Raw genomic sequence first — 26141 nt, forward strand, 5'->3', positions numbered from 1 at the left:
TAAGCGAAGATAAGAGCAAGAAGCCGATGCCGCAAGGCAGGGCGCAAGATAACGAAATCGTTGAGGCGTATGGAAGGGTTACTTCGACTTCTAATCGGCTTGTCGTTGGTTCGAGTCCAACTCCCGACGTAATGCGGGATAGCTCAGTTGGTAGAGCAGCATGTACCTTTCCGACCTTTTCCTCAACGATTTATGTAATACCTTATTACAAGAGCGAGGCGAATGAGAGGGCTACTTCGCGGGGCGGCATATCCCGTTCGTCGGGGCGCCGGATGAACGCCTTTTCAAGATTGCTTTCCTCGCTCCATCGTTATAACGATTCGACCGGCGAGGCGCCGGGGAAGGTTACTTCGCTGACAAAGCTCCCGAGTTACCCTGGGCATTACGGCAGGTTCGAGTCCTGTAGATGACCTTCTCCACTCATTCTTCGCCGGTTCCATTAAAGGAGGCTATAAACATGAGTTTCGCGAAAAAATTATTTTCGGCCATTAGGCCGACCGCTATGAACAAAGACGGCTATCCCGCATATATCCGCTCTGCTGAGGAGCAGTATGCGCAGACGCTTTTAACCAATACATTCGGCAACACCTTCTACGCGGATCAGCATGAGCTTCTGACGGAAGCGGAACAGTTGCATCGCGAGATGGCGCAAAGCAATGCGCTGTTTATGGCTAAAGCCTTGGTGTATGCGAGGAACGAAGGGTATATGCGGCTTCAGCCCTTGTTCGGCTTGGCGATTTTGTCGGCCTATCGGCCGGACTTGTTCGCGAAGGTTTTCCATAAGGTCGTAAAGATTCCTTCCGACTTGACAGATTTTCTGACGATCCTGAAAGGAATGGGGCGCGGAGAAGGCGGCCGTGCGGTCAAACGGCAAGTGAACCGGTTTTTGGCGGGCGTGTCCGAGTACTGGGCGATCAAGTACAACGGCCGGGGCCGCGGATACAGTCTGGGCGACGCCATCGCCACGGCTCACCCGAAACCCGCGGATATGAAGCAGCAAGCGCTGTTCCGATATTTGCGCGGTCAAGAGGCGAATTTGTCCCTGTTGCCGCAAGTGGAGGCGCTGGAGCAATTGAAGCGCGCATCCACGGAAGACGAGAAACTGCATTGGATCGAGACGGGTAAGCTGCCGCATGAGGTCGTTACCGGAGCGGTTAAACCGTCCAAAGCGATCTGGGGAGCCTTGATCGACCAGATGCCGACGTTTGCGTTGCTTCGCCACTTGAGCACTCTCGAGAAATCGGGAGTTCTGGAGGATCGTTACAACCTGGACACAGTAATCGCCCGATTGACGGATACTCGTGCTCTACAGAAGGCGAAGATTTTGCCTTTTCGGTTCGCGAAAGCATTCCGTCAAGTCCAACATCCGGCGTTGCGCGACGCGCTTCGGGATGCGGTGGAATATACGTTCTCGAATCTGCCGGACTTGGAAGATCGCACGGCTATCTTCTTGGATATCTCGGGTTCGATGAACGGCGAATATTTGCAGATCGGTTCGGTGTTCGCGCTGGCTCTGTATAAGAAAACGGAAGGCAACTCCTTGTTCTGGTTGTTCGATACCGATGTGGAAGATGCCAGGCCGTCTCGTCGGGACAGCATCCTGTCGCAAGCCGAACGAATCGTTGCCCGCGGAGGTACGGACACGGGCGCGCCGGTAAGGAAATTGCTGGCCGAGCGGCGCAAGGTCGATCAAATCGTCATCATCACGGACGAACAGCAAAACAGCGGAAGTCCGTTCTACGAGGCGCTGGTGAAATACCGGGCCAAAGTCAATCCGAACGTCAAAGCGTTTATCATCGACATCGCACCTTACCGTAACGCCATGGTGCCGCCTCAGGACCGCAATACGTTTTACGTCTACGGATGGAGCGATACGGTTCTGAACTACATTGCGCAAACGGCAAAAGGATACGGCTCTATGGTAGAACGGATCGATGCGATCGAGTTGGATGCGGAGAAGTAAGAATGTCGGACGGTCATGGGAGAGAGTTCCTCCATGGCCGCTCGGCTTGATTGGAGGAGACTGAAATGTCCGATATACATACAGTCATAACGGAACAATTAGAGCGTTTGGAGCGGGAGGAGCAAATCCGCATCCTCTACGCCTGCGAATCGGGCAGCCGCGCATGGGGATTTCCTTCGCGGGACAGCGATTACGACGTACGGTTCGTCTATATCCGGCAACCGGAGTGGTATTTATCCATCTTCGATAAGCGGGATGTCATCGAGCGTCCGATCAATGATCGACTCGACATCAGCGGCTGGGATTTGCGCAAGGCGCTGAGTTTGTACCGCAAGTCGAACCCGCCGCTGCTCGAGTGGCTGCAATCGCCGATTCGCTATGCCGAACAATTCAGCGTAACCGAGCAACTCCGCGGAATTTCTCCGCTTGCGTTCTCGCCGAAATCTTGTTTATACCATTATCTGAACATGGCGCGCGGCAACTATCGGATGTATTTGCAGGGAGAGCGGGTTCGCATCAAGAAGTACTTCTATGTGCTGCGTCCGGTTCTAGCTTGCGAATGGATCGAGCGGTACGGCGAGATGCCTCCCATGGCCTTCGACCTACTGGTAGAGAAACTCATTCCGAAGTCCGGCGAACTGTGGCAGGTCATCCAACAGCTGCTTGCGCGCAAAAAGTCGGGCGAGGAGCTGGACTACGAGCCGCGGTTGAATCCGATCAACGATTACTTGGAACAAAGGTTGCAAGAGTTGGAGAAGATCGCCGCTGCCATGAAGTCCGCGGACGCGAAGCTGGACGATAGACTGGATGCCTTGTTTCGGGAGACTTTGCTGGAAGCTTGGGGATCTTGATCCCTTATTAGAAGATTTAAGAGAGGAAGATTCCGTTGGCAATCGTGCAGGTAAAATCCACTAATCCGCAATTCACGTTCTTGATCAAGAAAAATCCGGGTACGGGCATGCAGCTCCGACCCGTTCGCCAAGGGATGGCGTACGGCTGGTATTCCGACGAATCCACGTTTAACGTCTACTTCAAGGACGCGGAGAACGAGATATCCTTTAAGCAGCATGAAGACGAGAGCTTCGAATACTTGAACGTTTCCCGCTACAATACGCCTCTTTTCCCGCTAAACGCGATCGGCGAGTTTTTCTCCGCGCCGTTTAAGGCGCAGGACGATCGGGACGGTCAGGGTTACGAGAATTCTTTTTTCATCAATATGATTCATGTGGATCGGACTCGGTATATCGAGTTTTTCGAGAAACATATGAAAGATTACGTATTCTCCCTGGAGCATGGGGCGCACAAGAGTTACTCTCTGATGGTTACAACGCAGCAAAGCCTATTTCATCTGCTGCATGTCGTCGCCGTGCTATGCTTGTTCCTCACTATATTCGGCAATGAGTACATCGATATTTCGGACTCCATACTGGATAAATACATTCGGAGTCTGAACGTTATCGACGCGCCGTTCTACATCCGTAGTTTGTTCGCGAGAAACTTCCTATCCGGCCGGGAGCGATTCATGAAATACAAAGCGGACATCGAGCGTACCGATCGTTATGAGATCAAACTCGAATATGGCGGTACCGCGGGTCAACGTCGGAGTTATATCGCGAGATCGCTCCAGTTCGACAAACCGATTTTGGATATCGGTTGCGGCGAGGGTTTCTATGCAATCCCGTATGCCGGGAAAATCGATAGCGTCTATTACGCGGTCGACGTAAACGAGGAACTGCTCGAGATTGTAAAGCGTAAGGCCGAAGCGAAGCAAATCGATAACATCGCGACGTTCCCTTCTCTCGATCGTTTTCTGGAGTCGTACAACGGGGAAAAGGTCGACGTTATTTTGACGGAAGTCATCGAGCATATGAGCGAGGGAGAAGCCGGGGAGCTTATTCGCCAAATTTGCGAAGGAGTCGATTTCGATCGTTTGATCGTGACGACGCCGAACGCGGATTTTAACCCGTATTATGAATTGGACGGTTTCCGGCATGAGGATCACAAATAGGAAATGAGCCGGCAAGCGTTCCAAGCATGGTTCGCGGACATTATTGAAGGTCTAGGATTGAACTATGAATTCGTGGCGATCGGCGATGGCGTCGACGGAATACAAACGACGCAGGGCGCGATTGTCCGCAGGAAGGAGGAGTAGCCATGGAGATCGTAACGAGACTGCATACGATATTTCTGCTCGTGGGAGCGACGGAATGCGGCAAATCTACTTTTGCCAAGGAAGTGCTTATTCCTCAGTTGAAAATGGAGGACGCATCCAGGGCTTTGAGAACCAACGTTCAATATGTCTCCTCGGATGGAATGCGCCAGGAGCTGCTGGGTTATGATTACGATAAGTACGATCAAGCAATGATGGAAGCCAGCTCGCTCACCTTCCAATTGCTTTTTGAGAGAATCCGGCTTGTCACTTCTTTTCCGATCAATGCCGAATTCGTCGTCGTAGATACGATTGGATTGGCGGAGGATTTTCGCGGCAAAGTTCGCGAGATCGCCCAGGAGAACAACTATAACCTGGAGGTCATTTTGTTCGATTACCGTAAGCGGGAAGATTACTACTCTTCGGAACGGTCGAAGAAGCTGATCTCGAACCATCTGAACCGGTTGAGGAAAGACGTATTGCCGGTGCTGTCCCGGGAGGGCTACGGCAAGATTCATAAAGTCCGGGCCAAGGATTTCTACCGCCCGGCCGATGGTATGCCGAATCCGGACTACCGCGTAACGGTAGAAGATTGGGGGGACTACTTGTCGGCGGTTCTCCCGCAGAATCAGGATCACATCGTGGTTGGCGACGTGCACGAGTGCGTTGCGGAGCTGCAGGGACTGCTGCGAGATCATGGCTTCCGGATAGAAGAAGGAAGGCTAATCCCGACGGACAAGGTGCGGGACACGAAGGTTGTACTGGTTGGAGACTGGATCGATAAAGGAAAACAGACGCGCGGAATCATCGATTTCCTGTACGAGAATAAGGAGTATTTTCTGTTTGTACTCGGCAATCATGAGAACTTCGTCTATAAGTACTTAAAGGGGGAAATTCAAGGGGCGGATCCGGAGCTGCTTCGGACTTATTTCGATTCTACGCAGACTCTGGCGGACGATACGGCGCTGTTCGAGAAGTTCGCAAGTCTGGTCGAACTATCTCAACCGTTCTACCGTTTCGTCGGCGTTCATGGACCGTCGTTCTATGTCACGCATGCGCCTTGCCGCGATAAGTATATCGGCAAGTTGGATACGAATTCGACTCGACGTATGCGCAGCTTCCGGCTAGACCGCGAGGCTCCGATCGAAGAGCAATTGGAATTCCTCAAGCAGGAGGCGGTCGGCAATCACCCTTACCATCTGTTCGGGCACGTCGCGGCTAAACAAGCGTTCCGGATCAAGAACAAAATCCATCTCGACACGGGCAGCGCGCACGGCAATGCGTTGACCTCGGTCCGTATTTCGTTCAAGCCTTTCTTTAAGAGCCATAAGTCGCAAACTGCGGCGGTTCAAGAGGAGTTGCCGGTTTTGTTCCGCGAAGCGAGAAAAGTATCGCTGCAGGAGCTTGACGACGATTCGGTTCGGAGACTGAAATACAGCTCTCGCAATCGGATCAACTTCATCTCCGGGACGATGTCTCCGGCGGACAAAGACCCGGCGGCCGGACAATTGGAATCGTTGAGCAAAGGGCTCGATTACTTCGCCGACCGCGGCATAACGGAGGTCGTGCTGCAACCCAAATATATGGGATCACGTTGCAGCGTGTATTTGTCCCGAGAGGCCGACCAATGCTATTCGGTCAGCCGTAACGGCTATAAGATCAAGTCCGTCGACTTGGCTCCGGTGTACGAGAAGCTGCTTCGGAAATTCGGGACGTACATGGACGATCAAGGAATAGCCGTACTGATTCTGGACGGAGAGTTGTTACCGTGGAAAGCGCTCGGAGACGGGCTCATCGAACGGCAGTTTCGGCCGATCGGGAAGGCGCTCGAGACCGAAATCGATTTTCTGCGGCAGAATGGGTTCGAGGATGCTCTAGGAAAGCTTGTCCAGGATTACGAGGCCAGCGGCTTCGAGAAAGACCAGCACCACCTGACGAAGGCGGCGCTCGGCGACAAATACGGCAACCATCTGTACCAGAACTATAAACACGTTCGGGAGATCCGGGAAGCTTATGTACCGTTGCAAGGCCATGATGAGGCCTATCGCGTATACGCTAGGCAATTGGAGATTTACGCAGGGGATGCGGAATTGGAGTATAAGCCCTTCGCCATCTTGAAAGAAGTGCTCGAGAGCGGAGAAGAGCGTTTGCCGGAAGGCCGAACCTCGGACATCTATCGTTTCCTCTCGGACGACGAGTATTTATCTCTCGATCTGCGGGAGCCGGATGCCTATTCGCTGGCGGAACGTTACTTCTCTAGACTTACGGTGGAGAACCACATGGAGGGCATCGTTATTAAGCCGGAGCTGGAACACCCTAGCGCGGTCCCTTATCTGAAGGTTCGCAATTCCGGCTACCTGTCGATTATTTACGGGTACGATTATCGGTTCCCCCGCAAGTACGGCAAGTTGATGAAACAAAAGAGCATCATTTCTAAGCTGCGGACTTCCGCGAACGAGTACCGGCTTGGCCAACAAATGCTTTCTATTAAGTTGCAGGATATTACGCCGGACAACGAAGCTTATCGGCAGATCGCGGCGAACCTGCTGTTCGAGGTCGCCAAGGAGAAAGAGATCGATCCGCGGTTGTAGAATGGGATAAGGAGCATAACGAATATGGCATATCAAACCATAGATGGGGTACGCGTCTGGGGCAATCCTGATCCGGGCGCGATGTCCCAAGCCAAAACCTGCGCGGAACACGGCAATGTCGTTCAAGCGCTGCTCATGGCCGATCATCACAAGGGCTACAGCCAACCGATCGGCGGAGTTATGGTTTATGACGGGCAAATCTCCCCTTCGGGAGTAGGCTACGATATCGGATGCGGGAATAAAGCGGTTCGAACGAACCTGCTCGCGGCGGATATGAAGTCGCGGCTGCCTGAAATCATGGATCGGATTGCGCGCAAAGTTTCTTTTGGCGTGGGACGGGTCAACAGCGAGAAGGTGGATCATGAGTTGTTCGACGATCCGGACTGGAGCGTCTATGCATCGGTTGGGCGACAAGAACACGATAAGCTGAAGGCATTGGCCAGAGACCAACTGGGGACGGTCGGCAGCGGCAACCACTACGTGGACTTGTTCGAAGAGACGGGGACCGGTCGATTATGGATCGGCAACCATTTCGGAAGCCGGGGATTTGGCCATAAAACGGCAAGCGGATTCCTTAATCTTGCCGCAGGCAGGGACTTCTTAGCTAACGCTCCGGGAGAAAAGATGGACCAGCCGCCCGTATTGTTGGATTTGGATAGCGAGCTAGGGGACATGTATTACCGGGCAATGAGGCTAGCCGGACGCTACGCTTACGCGGGAAGGAACTACGTAATCGAGCAAGTGTTGACGATTATCGGAGCCGAATCGGAATTCGAGGTTCATAATCATCACAACTACGCATGGAGAGAATCTCACGGCGGGAAGGACACGATCGTCGTCCGTAAAGGAGCGACGCCTTCGGCACCTGGCCAAATCGGATTCATCGGGGGCAGCATGGGCGATATCTCGGTTATCGTAAGAGGCAAAGATACGGACGAGAACCGCGAGTCGTTCTATAGCACGGTTCATGGGGCGGGACGCGTCATGAGCCGTACGCAAGCCGCCGGCAAGATGAATTGGAAAACCCGCGAGCGCTCCGGAGGTCAGATTTCTAAGGAACAAATGGCTCAGGCCGTTCGCGATTTCGGAGTCGAACTTCGCGGGGCGGGGACGGATGAAAGTCCGTTCGTGTACCGCAAGCTTCAAGGCGTGCTCGATGCCCATTCCGAGACGATAGAGGTTCTGAACGTGTTGAAGCCTATCGGAGTGTGCATGGCCGGGGCGGATGAGTTCGATCCTTATAAGGACTAAGAATAGATGGAAAGCAATCGACAATTCGCAGGGCATACAGCTATGCGACCTTTAATATCGTTAGTCCATTGAACCGATATCCTCACGCCTTCTTCTTGTAAAAGAGGAAGGTGTTTTTTTGATATTTGACGAATACCTACTCTAGTAAAAAGATGGAAACTTGACGATTACCTGGAGAATCGCATACCTACGACGGTTTCTCCGTCCAACTCTTCTTTCAGCGAGGGATTGCATGATTACATTAACCGAAGCCTACGTGGATAGCGTTGCGTTGAATGCAGGCGCGATCAAGAACGGCCGAGATTTAGTCAAGAAGAACAGCTTCCCCCTGTTATGCCGTTCGGAAGACGATACGCTTCTGTTCGGCGAGTGCAAAGGAAGCGGAAGCGAACCCTACCGATGCTCGGTGGATTTCCTTAAGCCGGAAAGTCCGACTTTCCGATGCTCTTGTCCGAGCCGACAGTTTCCGTGCAAGCATTTGCTCGGTCTCATGTATGCTTACGTCTTGGGCAAACCGTTCGCTCCGGCGGCCATTCCCCAGGATATCGTCGATAAGAGGGGAAAAGCCGAGAAGCGGGAAGAGAAAAAGAAAGACGCAAGCGCGCAAGCATCGGATCAGCCTCGCAAACGCCAAACGAATAAATCAGCGCTCGTCAAGAAAATCGCGGCTCAACTAGAAGGCATCGAACTCGCGGATAAGCTGCTTGCCGGGTTAGTGCAATCCGGCCTCGGAGCCGCCGACAAGAAAACGGCCCAGACGCTTGGCGATCAAGCCCAACAATTAGGCAACTACTATATTCCCGGTATTCAAGCTTCCTTCTTCGCGTTGCTTCTGGAGCTGAACGCCGACCAGGAACGGGAGACGATGTATACCGGAGTTATTCCGCATCTGATCGCGATTTATTCGCTCGTGAAGAAGAGCCGAGACTATTTGAAATCCCGCATGGATAATCTCGAGGAAGTACCTATGGAAACGGGAACCGCGCTCGAGGAACGAATCGGTCATGCCTGGCAGTTAGCCGAGCTTCGGGAATACGGTTTAACCGAACGCGATGCCGAATTATTGCAGCTCTCTTTCCGCTCCTATGCGGAACCGTCGAGGGCGGAATTCGTAGATGAGGGGCATTGGATCCAGCTGAGCTCCGGGCATATTCACGTAACCCGAACGTATCGGCCTTACCGTGCGGCGAAGCACATACGGGAAGAGGATTCCTTTTTCCAGGTCGTTCGGTCCAAAGAGCTGTTCGTGTATCCCGGGGAGTTGAATACGAGGGTTCGTTGGGAAGAAGCGTCGTTCCGCGAGCCGCTTCCGGAAGACTTCCGCAGAGCGCAAGACCAGGCTCGCCGCTCTTACGCCGATGTCGTGAAGATCGTGAAGAATCAGATCAAGAACCCGTTGTCCGACAAGAACCCCGTAATGCTCGTGGCCTATCGCGAAGTCTTGCGCATCGATGGACAATATGCGTTGGTGGACGAGCAGAACAAACAAATTCCGCTTGTGGACATCCCTCGTTTAGGCCATGCCACGACGCAGCTTCTGTCGCTGCTAACGCAAAACGATTTGCGGAATGGGGCGATGCTAGTGATGTTTCGGCATGATTTCGAGACCAATCGGTTAACGGCTCAGCCGCTAAGCATCGTTTCGTCGCAAGGCGTTATTCGATTGATGTACTAAATCTTGCACGGGGAGACATTCGGATGAGCATTGAGCTGTTATATGAATTGAATCAGGAAGTGCGCAGGTTATTCATTGCGGGAGGCAAGCTGGCTCAAGGAGATATGCGGCTTGAGAGGCTGCAACCCTCTCTACGGAAGATGGGGGAGTCGGCTCCGGTATTCGCCCGGGTAGCGCAGGCCGTGGAGCAGACGACGAACCCCAAGGCGGAGAACCCGTCCGCGAAACTGCTCGAGCTGGCTACGTTGCTGCAGTCGATTTTATACACGCAAGGACAAACCGAGACTAACGGGGTGCAGGTTCCACTTCAGGGTGCTTCGAATTTCAAGAACTCCGCAATATCGTATCGAAAGTTAAGTCCGGTATTGGACGCGCTGACCGAGAAAGGCCAAGGTCGGCTCGAAATCATCCGGCAAGCCCATGAAGATGGACTCTTCTTGGATTATAGGTTACTGATTCCCGCCGTGAATTCCCTGGATGAGAGCTTTGCCGAAATTTCCGACTTCTTGGAGTCGAGAGTTATTCCGCTTTACGGCAAAGCTGCGCTTCCCGTACTCAAGGAGCGGTTAAGGTTGGACGGAGGAAAGGGAGATTCCAGAAGGCTTAGGCTCATTCACAGCCTTCAAGGCCAATCGGACATGATGCTTTACTTAGAGGCTGCCAAATCCGGATCCCAAGAGGTCCGCACGACTGCCATCGAACTGCTGGGAGATTATCCGATTCAAGAGCAGTTTCTGCTTGAGCAAGCCGATGATCGGCGTAAAGAGGTGCGCCGGGCGGCTTTATTGGCATTGACGCGAATCGGAACGCCGAAAGCTTCCGACCGAATGTACGAAGCCTTGATCTCGAAAGACAGACAGATCGCCATAGAACCGATCGCGCAAAGTCGCGACGAAAGCCTCATCATTCGGGTTATTCAATACGCCGCGATCGTATTCGATAAATTGAAGCAGACATCGAAAGATGAAGAAACGATAGAGCAGTTGCTGACCTCCTTGGAAGCTTTGCGCGGTCATCGTACCGAAGGGATATTCGAATTGCTCCGATCGCTTCTATCCGACAAGGCATTTGTCGGTTCGAATAATTCGCGGCTTCTTGATACCGCCGCTCAGCTTCTGGTCGGCCTGCACGTTCCCGAAGCTCAGGCTTTCGCTGTTTCCCTCAAAGATATGCATAAGAATAAGCTTCTCGACTATAGCTTTATTGCCGCTTTGCAAAGTCTGCCGCCGGAAGAGGCGTACGAGCAATTCGTCGATTACTTTACGGGAAACAACAAGGCTGCGGCCAAACTTCTTCTCGGGACGTTGCATCATTTCATTCCGACCGTCTATGCAAGGCTGACGGATGAGGGGCAATCGGATTCTCTTGCGATGGACCCGCGATGGCTGAACTTATTTATGAAGATGGATGAAGCGGAACTCGTGTCCAGGCTCGCCTATAAGCCGGATAGACAAACGGTAAATTATCTGAAAAGCAAATGCGAAGGAAGGTTCGGATACGGTAACGATCCCGCGATTCATGCCTTTCTCGCTTTATTCCGCATCGGTTACAAAGAAGCGCCGGAATTGCTCGCGAGAACGATTACTCCGGAAGCTTACAATTCCTATTATTACTTATACGAGCCGCATGTTTTATTGCTGAAAATGCTTCCGGGATCCTACTCGGAGTGGCTGGAACGGTTCGCGGTAGAGGAAATTCGATCCGATAGCATGCGCAGACAACTTCGGGAAGTCGCCGATTTTATTCGAACGAAGCCGATAGAGTTGCAGGAAGACCAGAAAGGATGGGTCCAATGGATGAGAAGCAAAATGTTCTGAGACTCCCCTCGGAACGGTTGTACGCGAACGAATTGGAAGCATTGAAAGCTTCCGACAAGGATTCGAAGCCTAACGGCTGGCAATTATCCCCCCGGGCGGTTCTTACTTTTATAACGGGAGGTAAGGCCGGAGGAACGGTAATAACGCCGAAGTATATCGGCAATCGTCGGCTGGTCGAAATGGCGATCGCGACACTTCTTACCGACCGGGCGCTGCTTTTGATCGGCGAACCGGGAACCGCCAAATCCTGGCTGTCGGAGAACTTGACCGCGGCCATCAATGGCGATTCTTCCAAAGTCATTCAGGGGACGGCAGGCACGAGCGAGGAACATGTCCGCTATGCTTGGAACTACGCGATGCTGTTAGCCCAAGGACCATCGGAACAAGCGCTGATCAAAAGCCCGATCTACAGGGCGATGGAGACGGGAGGGATTTCGAGATTCGAAGAGATTTCCCGTTGCGCATCCGAAGTTCAAGATGCTCTCATCTCCATTCTATCGGAGAAGACGATAGCGATCCCCGAGTTGGGAAGCGAGATTGCCGCAGCCAAGGGATTTTCCATCATAGCTACCGCGAATACCCGGGACAGGGGCGTCAACGAGATGTCCGCGGCTCTGAAGAGAAGGTTTAACATCATTATTCTTCCTTCTCCATCGGACGTTGAGACGGAAGTAGATATCGTTAAGAGGCGGGTAGCCGAGATCGCGGCAAGCTACGAATTGAAAGCTTCCCTCCCGGAGGAAGAGGCGGTTCGCCAAGTCGTGACCATCTTCCGCGAGCTTCGGAGCGGTGCGACTTTAGATAATAAAGAAAAGATTAAGCCGCCCTCCGGCGTCATTTCGACCGCGGAAGCGATTTCTCTGCTGACGGGCAGCATGGCGCTCGCGGGCAGCTTCGGAAGCGGCAAACTGACGGAAGAAGACCTGGCGGCGGGACTTCAAGGAGCTATCGTTAAGGATGAGGAGAAGGATCGAATCGTCTGGAAGGAGTATTTGGATAATGTCATGAAGAAGCGGGGATCGGAATGGCGGAGCCTCTACAACGCTTGCCGGGACATGAACGGTTGAAAGGCTTAACGGAGGGGGTTCGGATATTCGGAGTCCGGCATCTGTCGCCAAACGGCGCCCATCACCTGACGGCTTTCTTGAACGAGGCGCAACCAACCGCCGTTCTCGTGGAAGGACCAAGCGACGCGAGCGCGCTCATCGTCCAGATGGCTTCGAAGGGCGTTGTGCCTCCTATCGCGCTGCTTGCGTATACGGAGGACCTTCCCGTCCGTACTCTTCTGTACCCGTTGGCCGAGTACTCTCCCGAATACCAAGCCTTTTTGTGGGCGACCCGGCATGGGGCTTCGTGCGAATTCATGGATTTGCCTTCGGGAAGCGCTTTGGCCTTGCACGAACTCAAATCGGTAGAAGATGCAGGAGAGTCCGAAGAAGAGCGCGTATCCTTCCTGAATGATCAAAACGGGCTATACGAGCGAATTGCCGAGATTGCGGACGAACCCGATTATGAAGCTTATTGGGAACGTTATTTCGAGCATAACGGCAATCCGAATGCTTACCGGACGGCAATCGTCGAACTATCAAACCAAATGCGGGAACTGACCGAAAGGGACGAGATCGTTTATCGTCCGCAAGAGGCCGCATACAATGAAATTCGCGAAGCCTACATGAGAAAAAGAATTAAGGATACGATCGCGGCGGGTCATGCTCCCTCCCGAATCGTCGTCGTGACCGGAGCCTTCCACGTCTCGGCGCTTATCGGAGAAAGGCAGGCTATGACGGACGAAGAGTTTGCCGTTCTGCCGACTTCTTCGACAAGGCTAACCTTAATGCCCTACACCTACTATAAGCTCTCCTCCCGTTCCGGTTATGGAGCGGGCAATCGGACTCCCGCGTACTTTCAGCTATTCTGGGAGTGCCTCCAAAACGGTCGATTGCAGGAATTGCCCAAGATATACATGTCCAAGTTAGCCGCCTCTATGCGCGATAAAGGTACGTATCGTTCGACGGCTTCCGTTATCGAAGGCGTGAGGATGGCCGAAGCGCTAGCCGCTATGAAAAAAGGAAAACAACCGACCTGGAAAGACCTTCATGACGCTGCCGTCGTCTGTTTGGGGGGAGGCGAGGTATCCGTAATTGCCGACGCGCTCGCCCGCATAGACATCGGTACGTCAATCGGCCGGTTGCCCGAAGGGGTAAGTCAAACTCCGATTCAAGATGATTTGAATCGGGAGCTTCGAAGATTAAAGATGGAGAAGTACAAATCTCCCGTCGCCCAAAGCTTAGAGCTCGACTTAAGGGAAAACAGACGCGTCCAGTCGGAGGAAGCCGCTTATCTGGATTTGCATCGATCCGTCCTACTGCATCGACTGGAATTGCTGGACGTCGGTTTCGCCCGTAAGTTGCCGGTCAGACAGGATGCCGCTACCTGGGCGGAGCATTGGGCGATGCAATGGACGCCGGAGACGGAGATCCGCGCCGTGGAATCTACGCTCAAGGGCGAAACGATAGAGATAGCGGCGGCTTATGTCATTCATGAACGGTTGCAGTCCTGCGAGGACATCGTAAAAGCCGCTAAGTTGATTCGAGACGCTTGCCTGTGCAGGCTACTGGACGCAATGAGCGAAGCGCAAAGAATGTTGCAATCCTTGGCCGTCGACACGGGGAATTTCGAGCAGATTGCGTCGGCGGCATTCGAATTATCTGTGCTTATTCGTTTCAGTTCGATTCGCAGGCACGAGACGAAGTCGCTTCTTCCGTTGCTTCGGCAGCTCTTTCTTCGAGGCGCGTTGTCGTTGAACGAAGCGGCGAATTGCAACCATGATGCGGCCTCATCCGTCGTATCCGCGATCCAGATGATGCACGCCGTAGCGCAGGAGCATTATAACGAAGTGAACGAATCCTTATGGATACGCGAGTTGCGCCAGCTCGCCTCAAGGGATGATCGCAATCCGAAGCTTTCCGGGTTCAGCTTTGCTATTTTGCTGGATCGCGATGAGTACTCGGCAGAGCAAATCGAGAGCGAGGTTTCCAGACGACTGTCTCCAGGTATTCCTGCGGATTTGGGGGCAGGTTGGTTCGAAGGATTGTCGATGCGTAACCGATACGCTTTATTATCCAGGGCTACGCTATGGGAACAACTGGACGGATACATCGGATCGCTCGAGGATGAGCAGTTCCGCAGATCTCTCGTCTATTTGCGACGCGCCTTCGCGGTATTCGAGCCGAGAGAGAAGGCGAATGTCTCCGACATGTTGGGGGAACTATGGGGAGCGGGGGCGGAAGATGCAAGCATGATGCTGCAGCGGCCGCTGACCGAAGAGGAGAAGGAAAAGCTGGATGAGCTTAACGATTTTGATTTCGGAGACCTGTAGCCCATGAACGATATCGATCTGATGAAATTAAAGCGCTGGCGGATGATATTGGGAGCTGCCGCGGAAGAGAGTCTGTCATCGATGACCGCCGATAATGGCCCTTTGTTGGAGGATGAGGATGCCGCGATGGATGCCGCGCTTGCGGCCATTTACGACGAGACCTTCGAATCTTCTCTTCAAGGCGCGGCGGGAGCACGTACTGCCGGTTTAGGTAAGTCGTCTCCCCGCCTTGCGAAGTGGTTAGGCGACGTAAGATCGCTGTTCCCGACGGACATCGTGTCCGTGATTCAGGCGGATGCGATCGAGCGCAAGGGATTAAAGCAACTGCTCTTCGAGCCGGAGCTACTATCCCAAGTGAAGCCGGATATTCATATGGTCGCTACGCTTATGTCGTTACGAGGGCAAATTCCGGAGAAAGCCAAAGAAATGGCGCGACAGCTCGTTCGCGCCGTCGTCGATGAAATTCTCAAACGCATGGAGCAGGAGCTGCGTCGCGCGGTGACCGGAGCGCTTAACCGGCGGCAACATTCTCCTCTTCCATCGGCAAGCGGCTTGGATTGGAAGACGACGATTCGTCGGAACTTAAAAAACTATGACAGGGACAGAGGTTTGCTTATTCCGGACAAAGTCTATTTCTTCGACCGGGTCCGAAGGAGCAAAGAGTGGACTGTCATTCTGGATATCGATCAAAGCGGTTCGATGGCCGGCTCCGTCATATATGCGTCCATCGTCGGATCGATATTCGCGAGTATGCCCGCCTTGGATACCAAGGTGGTCGTATTCGACACGGAAGTCGTCGATTTAAGCGAGACGTGTGCCAACGATCCCGTGGATATGTTGTTCGGCATTCAACTCGGAGGCGGGACGGACATCAATAAGTCGATCTCCTACTGCGAGCAATTCGTCGCGGAGCCGAACAAAACGCTATTCATTCTCGTCTCCGACTTGTACGAAGGCGGCAATCAGGCCGAAATGATTCGTCGTCTTGGCGAGATGAAGCAAGCCGGAGTCAAGACGCTTTGTTTGCTTGCCTTATCCGACGAGGGGGTGCCCTCGTATGACGAGAATGTTGCCAAGAAGCTCGCGAATCTGGGAATTCCGTGCTTCGGATGTTCGCCCGATCGGCTCCCTGAACTAATTGAAGGCGCTCTGAAAGGGATGGATTTGCAAGCGTTGGCGGATCGATTAAAAACGTAGTTAATAAGGGCGGATGGCCATGGATGATAAATTCACGGTCATTCGCCCTTGACAGTTTTTATAATTGTCATTATGATAATATACAAATGACAATATAAAATTAATTCCCACCAAGGCGATCGAATGGATTTCTATCCGATAAAGGTTAGCGTTAGACATAGTGAAGCGAGGAGCGTGAGAGCGTGATCATCTTAAACGGAGAACAATTGGAGTTCAAAACGTTCCCCAACGGAGAAACGCTGGTGAACGGGGAGCAAATTCTAGAGTATGCAAGCGACAATAACACCGTCGAATTCAAATACGAGAACGACGGCGATTTGATCAAACTTTTATTCGTGAAGAACTTTTTAGCCGATCATCGGCACAAAGCCTCTCTCATCGTCTATTACATGCCTTATAGCCGAATGGATCGCGTGGAAGGATCGTCAGTCTTCACCCTGAAGTACGTCGCGAATTTTATAAATGGCATGAATTTCGACCGCGTAACGGTAATCGAACCCCATTCGGACGTTACGATGGCTCTCGTCGATCGAAGCAGCGCGAAGTATCTCTCGATAGAGTTGCTCGATCGGGTCATCCGGGAAACGGGCTTTAACCCGGCAGAGGACTACTTGTTCTTCCCGGATGCGGGAGCTCAGAAGCGCTATAGCAAGGTTAAAGGGTATAAGCAGTTAGTCGGCTTCAAGGTGCGGGATTTCCAAACCGGTGAGATCCGTAAGCTGGACGTCGTCGGAAGCGTCGATAAACCGGGCTTCAAAGCGATTATCGTGGACGATTTGTGCTCCTATGGCGGGACTTTTCTGTTGAGCGCGGAACGATTGAAGGAAATCGGAGCATCGGAAATCTACCTTCTGGTGGGGCATTGCGAGAAATCGATTTTCCAAGGTAAAATCCCGCAATCGAAAATATTGGATCGGGTTTTCACGACGGACACTCTGCTAGATGAAACGGACACCCCCAAAATCCATATTTATAAAATCGGAGGAATGCAACATGACGAATAAATTCATATATCCGGCTACGCTACTATGCGATTTCTATAAAGTAAGCCACAAAAACCAGTATCCGAAAGGGACAGAACTCGTTTATTCGACTTGGACGGCACGCACGAGCAGGATCGCCAATATCGATAAAGTCGTTGCTTTCGGCTTTCAGGCTTTCATTAAAGAGTATTTGATTCAGTATTTTAACGAGCATTTCTTCGGAAGAACGAAAGAGGAAGTGGCTGGCGAATATAAACGGGTGATCCAGTATGCCCTTGGAACGGCCGAACCGGATGCGTCCCATATCGAGGAATTGCATGATTTGGGTTATTTGCCGATCAAGATTAAGGCTATTAAGGAAGGCGCGCTAGTCCCTATCAAAGTGCCTATGCTGACGATCGAGAACACGAAACCCGAATTTTTCTGGCTGACGAATTATCTTGAGACGCTTATGTCTTGCCAGCTATGGATGCCTGCGACTAGCGCCACGTTGGCGTACGAATATCGCAAAATCCTCGAAGAGTACGCCCGTAAGACGAATGGCGACGTCTCGATCGTCCCGTTCCAAGGACATGATTTCTCGATGCGCGGCATGAGTTCGTTGGAAGCGGCCAAGAGCAGCGGGGCCGGACATTTGCTATCGTTCACGGGAACGGATACGATCCCTGCGATTCTCTATCTGGAAGACCATTATAACGCCGATATCGCCAAAGAATTGGTCGGCACGTCGATTCCCGCGACGGAGCACAGCGTCATGTGCGCGCATGGCCGGGATGAAATGGCGTCGTACCGGTACTTGATCACAGAAGTGTATCCGACCGGATTCGTGTCGATCGTATCGGATACGTGGGATTTGTGGAGCGTGCTCGATGTCGTTATCCGCGGACTAAAAGAAGACATTCTGAGCCGCGACGGAAAAGTGGTCATTAGACCTGATAGTGGCGATCCTGTCCTAATTATCTGCGGCGATCCGGAATCGGAGAACGAGTTCGAGCGAATGGGAGTCATCGAGATTTTGTGGGATATTTTCGGCGGAACGGTTACCGAGCGCGGCTACAAGCAGCTCGATAGCCACATCGGGGCGATCTACGGCGATGCCATTACGGTGGACCGTTGCCGAGAGATTTGCGAGAGGTTGGCGGCCAAAGGATTCGCTTCGACGAATATGGTGTACGGAATCGGCTCGTTTACGTACCAGTACAACACCCGCGATACGTTCGGGTTCGCGTTGAAGTCGACCTTTACGATCGTGAACGGGGAAGAACGCAAAATCTACAAAGATCCCAAAACGGACAGCAACCAGTTCAAGAAATCGCAGACCGGCTTGGTTCGGGTCGTCGTCAAAGACGGCAAGATGGAGTACGTCGACAATCTCAGCATGGAACAATTCGCTCAGGCTACCGATACGGATTTGCTTGAGGACGTTTTCGTAGACGGGATCATGGTTCGAGATCATACCTTGAGCGATATCCGCGGCGAGTTGTTGGGAAACCTGTAACAAAACGAGTAACGGGAGAATCATGATGAGCGACCAATTAGAAAATTCAAGCAATTATAGGGCGGATCAATTCCGCACGCCCGACGGGGCACCGACCGATATCGTGGTATTCACTATCACGTCCATGGAAAAGAAAGGCGCCCAAAAGTCGCTTCCGGTTCGCGAGCTTCAGGTTATGCTGATCAAACGCGAGAAGTGGCCTTTCGAAGGGAAGTGGGCTTTGCCCGGAGGATTCACGCGGGAAACGGAAACGGTACAGGATTGCGCGCGGCGGGAGTTGGCCGAAGAAACGGGAGTGTCCGAAGTTCACCTGGAGTATTTCAACGTATACAGCTCCCGCGGCCGCGATCCGCGCGGCTGGATGATCTCGCATGCGTTTTTCGCGCTCGTTCAGGAGACGTATCTGGCTACGCGCACGACATCGGACGAAGCGTCGGAAGTCAGACTATTCCCGGTAGAAGAGGCGTTGTCGACGGAATTGGCATTCGATCACCGAACCATCGTGCAGGAGGCGTTAGATCAGGTGCGTCGCAAAATGCTGACGACTACGATCGCGAAAGAGTTCCTTCCCGAACATTTTACGATAAGCGAACTTTACCAAGTCATCCGGACGGTCGTACCAGCGTTCGAGGAGAAAAACTTTATCCGGAAAGTGACATCGACTCAAAGCCGTAAAGGAATATTGGAGGAAGTCCTCGATCATAACGGGAAGCCGATGTCGTCGAACCGGTATTCTCAGCGGCCAGCACAACTTTATCGGTTTACTGACTACTTGCCGGAGTTATCAATATACGGGTAAGAGCTTGGGAGCGGGGGGAATGCTAGTGGACTTGATGAACCGCATCAAAGGCGGAATATATGGCGTAGCAGTCGGGGACGCATTGGGCGGTACGACGGAATTTATGTCCCAACGAGAGATTGCAAGCAAACATGGTTACCTCACGGAGATTATTGGGGGCGGTGTTTGGCGACTGGAGCCCGGCGAAGTAACGGATGATACGATGATGACGCTATGCGTTGCGGAAGGGATTCTTGAAAATCCGAAGGAACCCATGAATCCGATCGGGGAACGGTTTCTGCAATGGTTTCGCTCCAAACCCAAAGATGTCGGGAACATTATCATGCACGTGCTCAGTACTTATGAGGGAAATTGGTTCGAGGCCGCGTTGCTTGCCGACCTCGATATCGGACAAAGCGCCGGCAACGGCTCGTTAATGCGCTGCCTTCCGGCCGCTCTTTGCTACTCCAATCTTAACGACGTGCTGAGAGTGTCCCGGATGCAATCGAGAATGACTCATTATGACGAACGTTGCGATCAAGCGTGCGAAATTTATAATCGGATCGCATTTCGTATCTTGAACCATAATGTAGGCCTTGTCGAAGCGATCGAAAGCGAAATCAAAGGTACGGAGTACGAGACTATCGTTCATGAAGAACCGAAATGCGACCCGAGCGGATTTGTCGTGCATACTTTCCGCTGGGTATTGCATATACTAATTACCTCGAATTCATTTGCGGATGTTGTGCAGAGAGCAGCCAATCTAGGCGGGGACTCGGATACGATCGGAGCAATAGCAGGAGGATTGGCAGGCGTATATTACGGCTACGAGGGTATTCCAGCGTCCTATGCCGACAAAATTATCGTTAAAGATCGATTGGACGCCGCGATTACGGGTATAATAACCTTAAGAAACGGGTAATTTGAAGTTCGGTAGGTGCATCTCAAATAATTCCGCACTTGTCCAGATATTTGCAACTACTGTAAATATCTATTTCTTCCGAAGTGTGTTATAATGAATTTATTGAGATGCCGACCTACTGAATTCACATAACGTAGAGGGTTATTCTTTAATTAATAACCTTGTACGATATGTGAATTTTTATTTCTTAAAAGAATAAGAATGTCATGTAAATTAGATTAAGGTGGTCATTATTCATGGAAACAGGAACAGTGAAATGGTTTAACGCGGACAAAGGCTTTGGATTTATCGAAGTAGAAGGCGGCAACGACGTATTCGTACATTTCAGCGCAATCGTCGGCGACGGCTACAAATCTTTGGACGAAGGCCAACGCGTTGAATTTAATATCGTGCAAGGCAATCGCGGACCACAAGCCGAGAATGTCGTAAAACTCTAATATTTTTTAGAGCAACATGCCCCGAACTTACGGTTTGGGGCATTTTCTATAGCTTCGCTTCAATCAAATCGGGATAGAAAGTGGGATGCACATGTACAATTCGCGAAAAAAACCATTGGAAGACGTACCGATGGAATTAACCGTAATCTGGTCTTGTTCGGACGAGAACTGCAAGGGATGGATGCGGGATAACTTCGTTTTCTCCATGGTTCCCGTTTGCCCCCAATGTCAATCCAATATGATCAAGAGCGAGAGAATGCTGGCCGCGGTCGTTAATACAAGCCCCAACCAGCTCAAGAGATAATTTTCGATGCGCCGCTTTCGTGGCGTTGTCCTTGGATAGGGGTAAGATTCCCCTAGCCATCACCATGCACAACCGCAGCCGCGCGAGGTTGCGGTTTTTTGCTGCGCTCATTGCTTGCCCGATTGACCTATGGAACTTCCTCGGATTCGACGACACACCCACGTTCCTTCGCACCATAGCCCCTCCTGGGCTGAACCTTGAATAAGGACTTTCCTCTTCGGTGAATGAATAGGTAGAGGCATAAATAAAGGCTCCCAACCCTTCTCGTCTGCGAAGACAATGAGGATGGGAGCCTTTTTTGTACCATGGAACCTGCATATCCTACATTTTGTTTTCCTTAGTTGAGCAAAAGAGGCTTCAGCACCTGTATTCCTATGGACTAGCTGCCGATAACCGTCAGCCTTTTCGGATACGAAGTGAGCACTTCGACCCCGTCCGGCGTGACGAGCACGTCGTCCTCGATGCGGACGCCGCCAACGCCCGGGACATAGATGCCCGGCTCGACGGTAAACACCATGCCCGCAAGCAAGAGATCCTCGTTCCGTCCATGGATGGACGGATACTCGTGAATGTCCATTCCTAGGCCATGCCCGAGCCGATGATTGAAGTAGGGGCCGTAACCCGCGGATTCGATCGACTCGCGCGCGGCGCGGTCTAGACTGCCGAACGTAACGCCCGGGCGGATGGCCTCGATCGCCTTGAGATTCCCCTCAAGAACCGCTCCGTAAATTCGCTTCGTCTCGTCCGAAATCTCGCCCACGGCGAACGTCCGGGTAATGTCAGAGGCGTAGCCATCCGCATATACGCCCAGATCGAACAAGAGCAATTCCCCCTCGCGCACGACCGAATTATCCGGGTGACCGTGAGGAAGGGCCGACTTGACGCCGGTCAATACCATCGTATCGAACGAAGGCCCCTGCGCGCCGAGTTTCTTCATCTGATATTCCAACTCCGCGACCAACTCGATTTCCGTGACGCCGGGCTTCACTTTGGACACGCCGGCGCGCAGCACGTCCTCGACGATGCGAACGGCATGCTTCATTCGCGCGACCTCGTCCGGCGTCTTGATCGCGCGCATCTCGCGAAGCGGTAGCCCGATATCGGCGTAAGCCTGAGCACCGACCGCCGTACTAATCGCCTCGAAGCGGTGGACGGTGAGATCGTCTTTTTCCACTCCAAGCTTTCGGACCCCCGCAGGTACCAGCTTGCTCAGAATTTCATAGGCATTATCCGTGTCGGAGTGCGTATGGATGTTCGTGACCGTCGATGCCGCCTGCGCGGCTTCGAAGTCGAGCGCCGGCACGAGTAACAGGGCTTCCGCTCCCCGAGGCAACAATAAACCGAGGAATCTTTCGTGAGGTTCGGTTGCGAAGCCGGTCAAATAGTAGACATGCTTCGGCGAAGTGATCAGCATCGCATCTAAATCGTTATTGTCCATGTAAGCAAAGAGTTTGCGCATTCGTGAATTCATAGTCATATCTTCGACCGCCTTTCCTCTTTATTTTACTTAATCCGTCGTCGAGTATCCAGCTACGCAGTCTATGGGAGGTCCTTATCTAGCTTCCAATTGAGTATTTTAATCGCCTAGATTATTTAATATCGTCTCATGGCGAGTCGCGGAAGCGTCGGGGTATGCTGAAGGAAGCATTCATCCATTTCGATTGTAGTAGGAGGATTCCATTCATGAGCAATAAAGGCATTCCGGCGGATTTTATCAAGAAGACTTCCCAGAACCCCGCGATTACGACGATTTTCACGGCCGATCCGTCCGCCCACGCATGGGAAGACGGCAAGGTATATATTTACGCGTCCCACGACATGGATCCGGCAAGAGGCTGCGATCTGATGGACAGGTATCATGTGTATTCCTCCGAGGACATGGTAAATTGGGTCGACGAGGGCGAGATCCTGCGCTCGGACGACGTGGCTTGGGGCAGGCCGGAAGGCGGCTTCATGTGGGCTCCGGACGCCGCGTTCAAGAACGGAACTTATTATTTCTATTATCCACACCCAAGCGAGTCGGCCTGGAACGATACTTGGAAAATGGGAGTCGCGACAAGCAGCAAGCCTGCGAGCGACTTTACCGATCAGGGTTACATCGAAGGACTAGGCGGATTCGCCATGATCGATCCGTGCGTTCTGGTGGACGATGACGGTCGAGCGTATATGTATTACGGCGGGGGAAGCAGATGCGCGGGCGGAGAGTTGAACGAGGACATGATCTCCCTCAAGGGAGAGATGCGCGACATGGTAGGATTGGAGGATTTCCATGAGGCCGCATGGGTGTTCAAGCGCAACGGTCTGTACTACCTGACCTATTCGGACAATCTGGATAACCTGAACCGCATGAGGTATGCGACCAGCTCGAATCCGCTTGGACCGTGGACGTATCGCGGCATCTTCCTGGAGCCGACGGGTTGCTCCACTTCCCATGGTTCCGTGGCGGAATTCAAGGGGAAATGGTATATGTTCTACCATAACCAAGCGATCTCCGACCAAGGCAACTTAAGAAGCGTTTGCATCGACGAACTGTTCTTTAACGAGGACGGAACGATTCGGACCGTCGCGCAAACGACAGAAGGCGTCCGGCCGGTAGCACCTGCCCCGACTCCCAATCCGGATGATATTACTTACTTAGCGGTAGACGCGATTATGGGCGGAGGAGCTCGGTCGGGTACGATCGGGCAGGGTAAAAGCTTCGTAAACGTGACCGAAGCAGATGCTTTCGTCCAGTTCGATCAAGTCGACGGAGGCCAAGGCGGCAGAACCGCGCTCTACATTCGCTATGCGACGGCGGAGCGATGGGCGAAGTTACATCTGACGGTCAACGGAGAGGATCTTTCTTTGCTTAACGTCCTTTCGAGCGGCGGAGAGACGGAGTTGTCCGGCCGCGCCAGCATCACCGTACGGTTAAAGCCGGGGTGCGGCAACGTTATCCGGTTGACGGGAGGTAATGGCTCCGTAAACCTGGAAAGTATTACGGTAAGCCCGTTCGCGGATTAACGAGTAAGGTCCCTCCGGATAATCAAACCGCGGGGCCTTTTTTTACATCTTGCTTATCCGTTCCGGACTTTACAATAAACGCGATCATACTTGAACCCGCGTTAACAATTAAACGATATGATAACACTGTCTAGACATCCTATTAACAAATGAATGGAAGCCGAATAATGAAGCACAACTATTTGATCATCAAGGAAGAGCTTGAACGGCAAATCCGGACGGGCGAGCTGCCGATCGGCTCCATGCTGCCGTCCGAGCCGGAGATGGCGCGCCAATTCAACGTAAGCAGAGAGACGTTCCGGGCAGCCGTTAAGCAGATGGAGCGGGAAGGCAAGCTGAGGGTTCGTAGCGGAATCGGACGTTTCGTCGTTCGTCCTTTGGCTTCGATCCCGAGCAGTATCGATCATCTGAGCTCTACCTCGGAGATGATCAATTCGGCCTCCTTGCAGGAGGGAGAACGTCACGAGTCTATCCGAGTAGGTCCATGCGAAGAGGAATGGGCAGAGTTCTTGCAGATAAATCCCGGAGATCCCGTTACGGTTATCGAACGGATCCGCATGGCCGACGGAGAACCCGTTTCCTTTAATCTCAATATTATGCCGAATTCGTTGATCGGGGATGCATTCCAGAGGTCGAACTTGCAAGGCTCTCTTATGAAGTTTCTCGAAGACGAGTGCGGCATTCGCATCGTGGCCGCCAATACCGAGTTAATCGTGCCGCCAGCGTCCGACGCGAACGGCCGCAAGCTTCAGGTGAAGCCCGAGGCCACGGTGATCCTCTTAAAACAAACGCATTACGACGAGGAGCGGGTGCCGATTCTCTTCTCCTACGATTACTTTCGCAACGACGTGTTCAAATTCTGGGTTCGCCGCGAACGCTAACCCCCATACGGAATGTTAACCGCCCTACTTATTTCTAAGAAGGGCGGTTTGCTATTTAATCGGCGTTTTACATTTGCGTGATACGACGATGACAGTTGGCCCGGATAATGAAGTCAGAGGATGTCTAGACAACCTCTACATAAAAAGAAACTCATGGATCGGGAGGATTACAATGTTCAAGAAGAAGGGCTCCAGACTCGCAAGCTCAGTAATGGCGGTTTTACTTTTATCGGTTACGGTGTTAGCGGGGTGCGGCAAAGACAAGAACGAAGCTTCCGCTCCTGCGGAAAGCCCGTCCCCATCGAGCGCGGCGACTGAACCGGCAAGCTCGGAGCCGGCCGAATCGGCCTCGGCGGACTCCAAGAAGCTAGTCGTGTACGCCGCTTTGAACGAAGACGACATCATTCAGCTCTCGAAGAAATTCAAAGAAGATACCGGCATTGAAATCGAATACTTGCGGTTAGGAAACGCAGGCGAAACCAGTACGCGCATACAGGCCGAGAAAGCGAACCCCCAAGCCGATATTTTCGTAGGCGGATCGGTTGAATTTTACGAGCCTCTTGCCAAAGAGGGTATCCTCGAAAATTACGTTTCCCCGAATGCCAAGGATCTGGATGCGCAATTCAATGATCCGAACGGCTTCTGGCAAGGCTGGTACATGGGCGTGCTCGGAATCGTGCTCAACACGGAACGATTCGAGAAAGAGCTTGCGCCTAAGGGCGTTAAAGAGCCGACGACGTGGGACGATCTGCTCGATCCTAACTATAAAGGTCTGTTCGTTACTTCCAATCCGGCTACCGCAGGCGGCGGTTACATCTTCGTTGCCGATCAACTATTCCGCTTAGGGGAAGAAAAAGGCTGGGATTATCTGAAAAACCTGAACAAAAACGTCCATCACTATACGAAAGCGGCAGGCGACGGAATTAACCTTACCGCTACGGGCGAATTCGTGGCCGGGATGTCATGGGCGCACGATATCGTGAAGTCCGCTAAACAAGGTTATCCGATCAAAGTGATCATTCCGAAGCAAACCGCCTTCGAAATCGGCGGGGTCGGAATCATCAAGGGCGGCGGAAACACGGAGAATGCGAAGAAGTTCGAAGACTGGTTGTTGACGAAAGAGATCGGGGAACTGAATACCCAAATCTCCAATCGTTATTCCGTTCGTAAAGACGTAGCGCCGCCGGAAGGCATGGTCAAGATCGAAGACGTGGATCTTGTCGCTTATGACAGAACGAAAGCTGCCGAGATGAAACCTGCGACGGTAGAGAAATTCACGCAACTCATCGCCAAATAAACTAAATAAATTCAAG

General features: G+C 52.4%; 19 protein-coding genes and 1 pseudogene. 19 read left to right on the plus strand and 1 reads right to left on the minus strand.

Translation table 11 applies throughout. The annotated features are described in order from the left end of the window. Positions 1 to 457 precede the first annotated feature (457 nt). The 16 genes and pseudogenes from D7Z26_RS19260 to D7Z26_RS19335 all read left to right on the plus strand — a co-directional run bounded on the left by D7Z26_RS19260 (position 458) and on the right by D7Z26_RS19335 (position 20944). Positions 458 to 1963, plus strand: a complete 1506-nt coding sequence (locus tag D7Z26_RS19260) for a TROVE domain-containing protein (RefSeq protein ID WP_120978644.1) — start codon at positions 458 to 460, stop codon at positions 1961 to 1963. A gap of 65 nt (positions 1964 to 2028) precedes the next feature. Further along, positions 2029 to 2814 carry a nucleotidyltransferase domain-containing protein gene (locus tag D7Z26_RS19265; protein ID WP_120978645.1) on the plus strand — a complete coding sequence of 262 codons (786 nt, stop codon included), beginning with the start codon at positions 2029 to 2031 and terminating at the stop codon, positions 2812 to 2814. A gap of 35 nt (positions 2815 to 2849) precedes the next feature. Further along, positions 2850 to 4115 (plus strand): annotated as a pseudogene (locus tag D7Z26_RS19270) (methyltransferase domain-containing protein). A gap of 2 nt (positions 4116 to 4117) precedes the next feature. Continuing rightward, positions 4118 to 6703 carry a metallophosphoesterase gene (locus D7Z26_RS19275; RefSeq protein ID WP_120978646.1) on the plus strand — a complete coding sequence of 862 codons (2586 nt, stop codon included), beginning with the start codon at positions 4118 to 4120 and terminating at the stop codon, positions 6701 to 6703. A gap of 24 nt (positions 6704 to 6727) precedes the next feature. Next, complete coding sequence (locus tag D7Z26_RS19280) at positions 6728 to 7954, plus strand: RtcB family protein (RefSeq protein ID WP_120978647.1); 1227 nt, start codon at positions 6728 to 6730, stop codon at positions 7952 to 7954. 232 nt (positions 7955 to 8186) lie between these two features. Continuing rightward, complete coding sequence (locus D7Z26_RS19285) at positions 8187 to 9629, plus strand: SWIM zinc finger family protein (protein ID WP_120978648.1); 1443 nt, start codon at positions 8187 to 8189, stop codon at positions 9627 to 9629. A gap of 23 nt (positions 9630 to 9652) precedes the next feature. Further along, positions 9653 to 11446: a HEAT repeat domain-containing protein gene (locus D7Z26_RS19290; RefSeq protein ID WP_120978649.1), complete on the plus strand. Its 1794-nt coding sequence runs from the start codon at positions 9653 to 9655 to the stop codon at positions 11444 to 11446. Next, positions 11422 to 12513 (plus strand): ATP-binding protein, encoded by a 1092-nt coding sequence (locus D7Z26_RS19295; RefSeq protein WP_120978650.1) that lies wholly within the window; start codon positions 11422 to 11424, stop codon positions 12511 to 12513. The genes D7Z26_RS19290 and D7Z26_RS19295 overlap by 25 nt, the downstream gene beginning before the upstream one ends. Next, positions 12471 to 14825: a DUF5682 family protein gene (locus D7Z26_RS19300; protein ID WP_120978651.1), complete on the plus strand. Its 2355-nt coding sequence runs from the start codon at positions 12471 to 12473 to the stop codon at positions 14823 to 14825. The genes D7Z26_RS19295 and D7Z26_RS19300 overlap by 43 nt, the downstream gene beginning before the upstream one ends. A 3-nt stretch (positions 14826 to 14828) precedes the next feature. Continuing rightward, entirely contained in the window at positions 14829 to 16022 is a 1194-nt protein-coding gene (locus tag D7Z26_RS19305; protein ID WP_120978652.1) for a VWA domain-containing protein, read from the plus strand. Between the two features lie 182 nt (positions 16023 to 16204). Then, on the plus strand, positions 16205 to 17026 hold the full coding sequence (locus D7Z26_RS19310) for a ribose-phosphate diphosphokinase (protein ID WP_120978653.1): 822 nt from the start codon (positions 16205 to 16207) through the stop codon (positions 17024 to 17026). After that, positions 17016 to 18503 (plus strand): nicotinate phosphoribosyltransferase, encoded by a 1488-nt coding sequence (locus D7Z26_RS19315; protein ID WP_120978654.1) that lies wholly within the window; start codon positions 17016 to 17018, stop codon positions 18501 to 18503. Before D7Z26_RS19310 ends, D7Z26_RS19315 begins: the two co-directional genes overlap by 11 nt. A gap of 25 nt (positions 18504 to 18528) precedes the next feature. After that, on the plus strand, positions 18529 to 19302 hold the full coding sequence (locus tag D7Z26_RS19320) for an NUDIX domain-containing protein (RefSeq protein ID WP_120978655.1): 774 nt from the start codon (positions 18529 to 18531) through the stop codon (positions 19300 to 19302). Positions 19303 to 19321: 19 nt separating this feature from the next. Further along, positions 19322 to 20203: an ADP-ribosylglycohydrolase family protein gene (locus tag D7Z26_RS19325; protein ID WP_199731740.1), complete on the plus strand. Its 882-nt coding sequence runs from the start codon at positions 19322 to 19324 to the stop codon at positions 20201 to 20203. A 236-nt stretch (positions 20204 to 20439) separates the two neighbouring features. Next, a complete protein-coding gene (locus tag D7Z26_RS19330) occupies positions 20440 to 20640 on the plus strand; it encodes a cold-shock protein (RefSeq protein WP_120978656.1) in 201 nt (66 codons plus the stop codon). Positions 20641 to 20731: 91 nt separating this feature from the next. Next, complete coding sequence (locus D7Z26_RS19335) at positions 20732 to 20944, plus strand: cold-shock protein (RefSeq protein WP_120978657.1); 213 nt, start codon at positions 20732 to 20734, stop codon at positions 20942 to 20944. 379 nt (positions 20945 to 21323) lie between these two features. Here D7Z26_RS19335 and D7Z26_RS19340 read toward each other — a convergent pair whose 3' ends face one another. After that, positions 21324 to 22415, minus strand: coding sequence for a M24 family metallopeptidase (locus tag D7Z26_RS19340; RefSeq protein WP_120978844.1), 1092 nt, complete (start codon positions 22413 to 22415; stop codon positions 21324 to 21326). A 212-nt stretch (positions 22416 to 22627) separates the two neighbouring features. Between D7Z26_RS19340 and D7Z26_RS19345 the strand changes: the two genes are divergently transcribed. From D7Z26_RS19345 to D7Z26_RS19355, 3 genes are all read left to right on the plus strand, one after another. Beyond that, complete coding sequence (locus D7Z26_RS19345; RefSeq protein ID WP_120978658.1) at positions 22628 to 23947, plus strand: family 43 glycosylhydrolase; 1320 nt, start codon at positions 22628 to 22630, stop codon at positions 23945 to 23947. A 167-nt stretch (positions 23948 to 24114) separates the two neighbouring features. Beyond that, the gene (locus D7Z26_RS19350) at positions 24115 to 24828 is read left to right on the plus strand and encodes a GntR family transcriptional regulator (protein ID WP_120978659.1); all 714 of its coding nucleotides are present in this window, start codon (positions 24115 to 24117) and stop codon (positions 24826 to 24828) included. A gap of 172 nt (positions 24829 to 25000) precedes the next feature. Next, entirely contained in the window at positions 25001 to 26125 is a 1125-nt protein-coding gene (locus D7Z26_RS19355) for an ABC transporter substrate-binding protein (protein WP_158602376.1), read from the plus strand. Positions 26126 to 26141: the final 16 nt, after the last annotated feature.

Source organism: Cohnella endophytica (genome assembly GCF_003628305.1).
GTDB classification, from domain to species: domain Bacteria; phylum Bacillota; class Bacilli; order Paenibacillales; family Paenibacillaceae; genus Cohnella; species Cohnella endophytica.

Excerpts from the sequence above, each read along its gene's own strand:
- D7Z26_RS19260 (WP_120978644.1), top strand. The coding sequence starts at position 458 with ATGAGTTTCGCGAAAAAATTATTTTCGGCCATTAGGCCGACCGCTATG.
- D7Z26_RS19265 (WP_120978645.1), top strand. The coding sequence starts at position 2,029 with ATGTCCGATATACATACAGTCATAACGGAACAATTAGAGCGTTTGGAG.
- D7Z26_RS19275 (WP_120978646.1), top strand. The coding sequence starts at position 4,118 with ATGGAGATCGTAACGAGACTGCATACGATATTTCTGCTCGTGGGAGCG.
- D7Z26_RS19280 (WP_120978647.1), top strand. The coding sequence starts at position 6,728 with ATGGCATATCAAACCATAGATGGGGTACGCGTCTGGGGCAATCCTGAT.
- D7Z26_RS19285 (WP_120978648.1), top strand. The coding sequence starts at position 8,187 with ATGATTACATTAACCGAAGCCTACGTGGATAGCGTTGCGTTGAATGCA.
- D7Z26_RS19290 (WP_120978649.1), top strand. The coding sequence starts at position 9,653 with ATGAGCATTGAGCTGTTATATGAATTGAATCAGGAAGTGCGCAGGTTA.
- D7Z26_RS19295 (WP_120978650.1), top strand. The coding sequence starts at position 11,422 with ATGGATGAGAAGCAAAATGTTCTGAGACTCCCCTCGGAACGGTTGTAC.
- D7Z26_RS19300 (WP_120978651.1), top strand. The coding sequence starts at position 12,471 with ATGGCGGAGCCTCTACAACGCTTGCCGGGACATGAACGGTTGAAAGGC.
- D7Z26_RS19305 (WP_120978652.1), top strand. The coding sequence starts at position 14,829 with ATGAACGATATCGATCTGATGAAATTAAAGCGCTGGCGGATGATATTG.
- D7Z26_RS19315 (WP_120978654.1), top strand. The coding sequence starts at position 17,016 with ATGACGAATAAATTCATATATCCGGCTACGCTACTATGCGATTTCTAT.
- D7Z26_RS19320 (WP_120978655.1), top strand. The coding sequence starts at position 18,529 with ATGAGCGACCAATTAGAAAATTCAAGCAATTATAGGGCGGATCAATTC.
- D7Z26_RS19325 (WP_199731740.1), top strand. The coding sequence starts at position 19,322 with ATGCTAGTGGACTTGATGAACCGCATCAAAGGCGGAATATATGGCGTA.
- D7Z26_RS19330 (WP_120978656.1), top strand. The coding sequence starts at position 20,440 with ATGGAAACAGGAACAGTGAAATGGTTTAACGCGGACAAAGGCTTTGGA.
- D7Z26_RS19335 (WP_120978657.1), top strand. The coding sequence starts at position 20,732 with ATGTACAATTCGCGAAAAAAACCATTGGAAGACGTACCGATGGAATTA.
- D7Z26_RS19340 (WP_120978844.1), bottom strand. The coding sequence starts at position 22,415 with ATGAATTCACGAATGCGCAAACTCTTTGCTTACATGGACAATAACGAT.
- D7Z26_RS19345 (WP_120978658.1), top strand. The coding sequence starts at position 22,628 with ATGAGCAATAAAGGCATTCCGGCGGATTTTATCAAGAAGACTTCCCAG.
- D7Z26_RS19350 (WP_120978659.1), top strand. The coding sequence starts at position 24,115 with ATGAAGCACAACTATTTGATCATCAAGGAAGAGCTTGAACGGCAAATC.
- D7Z26_RS19355 (WP_158602376.1), top strand. The coding sequence starts at position 25,001 with ATGTTCAAGAAGAAGGGCTCCAGACTCGCAAGCTCAGTAATGGCGGTT.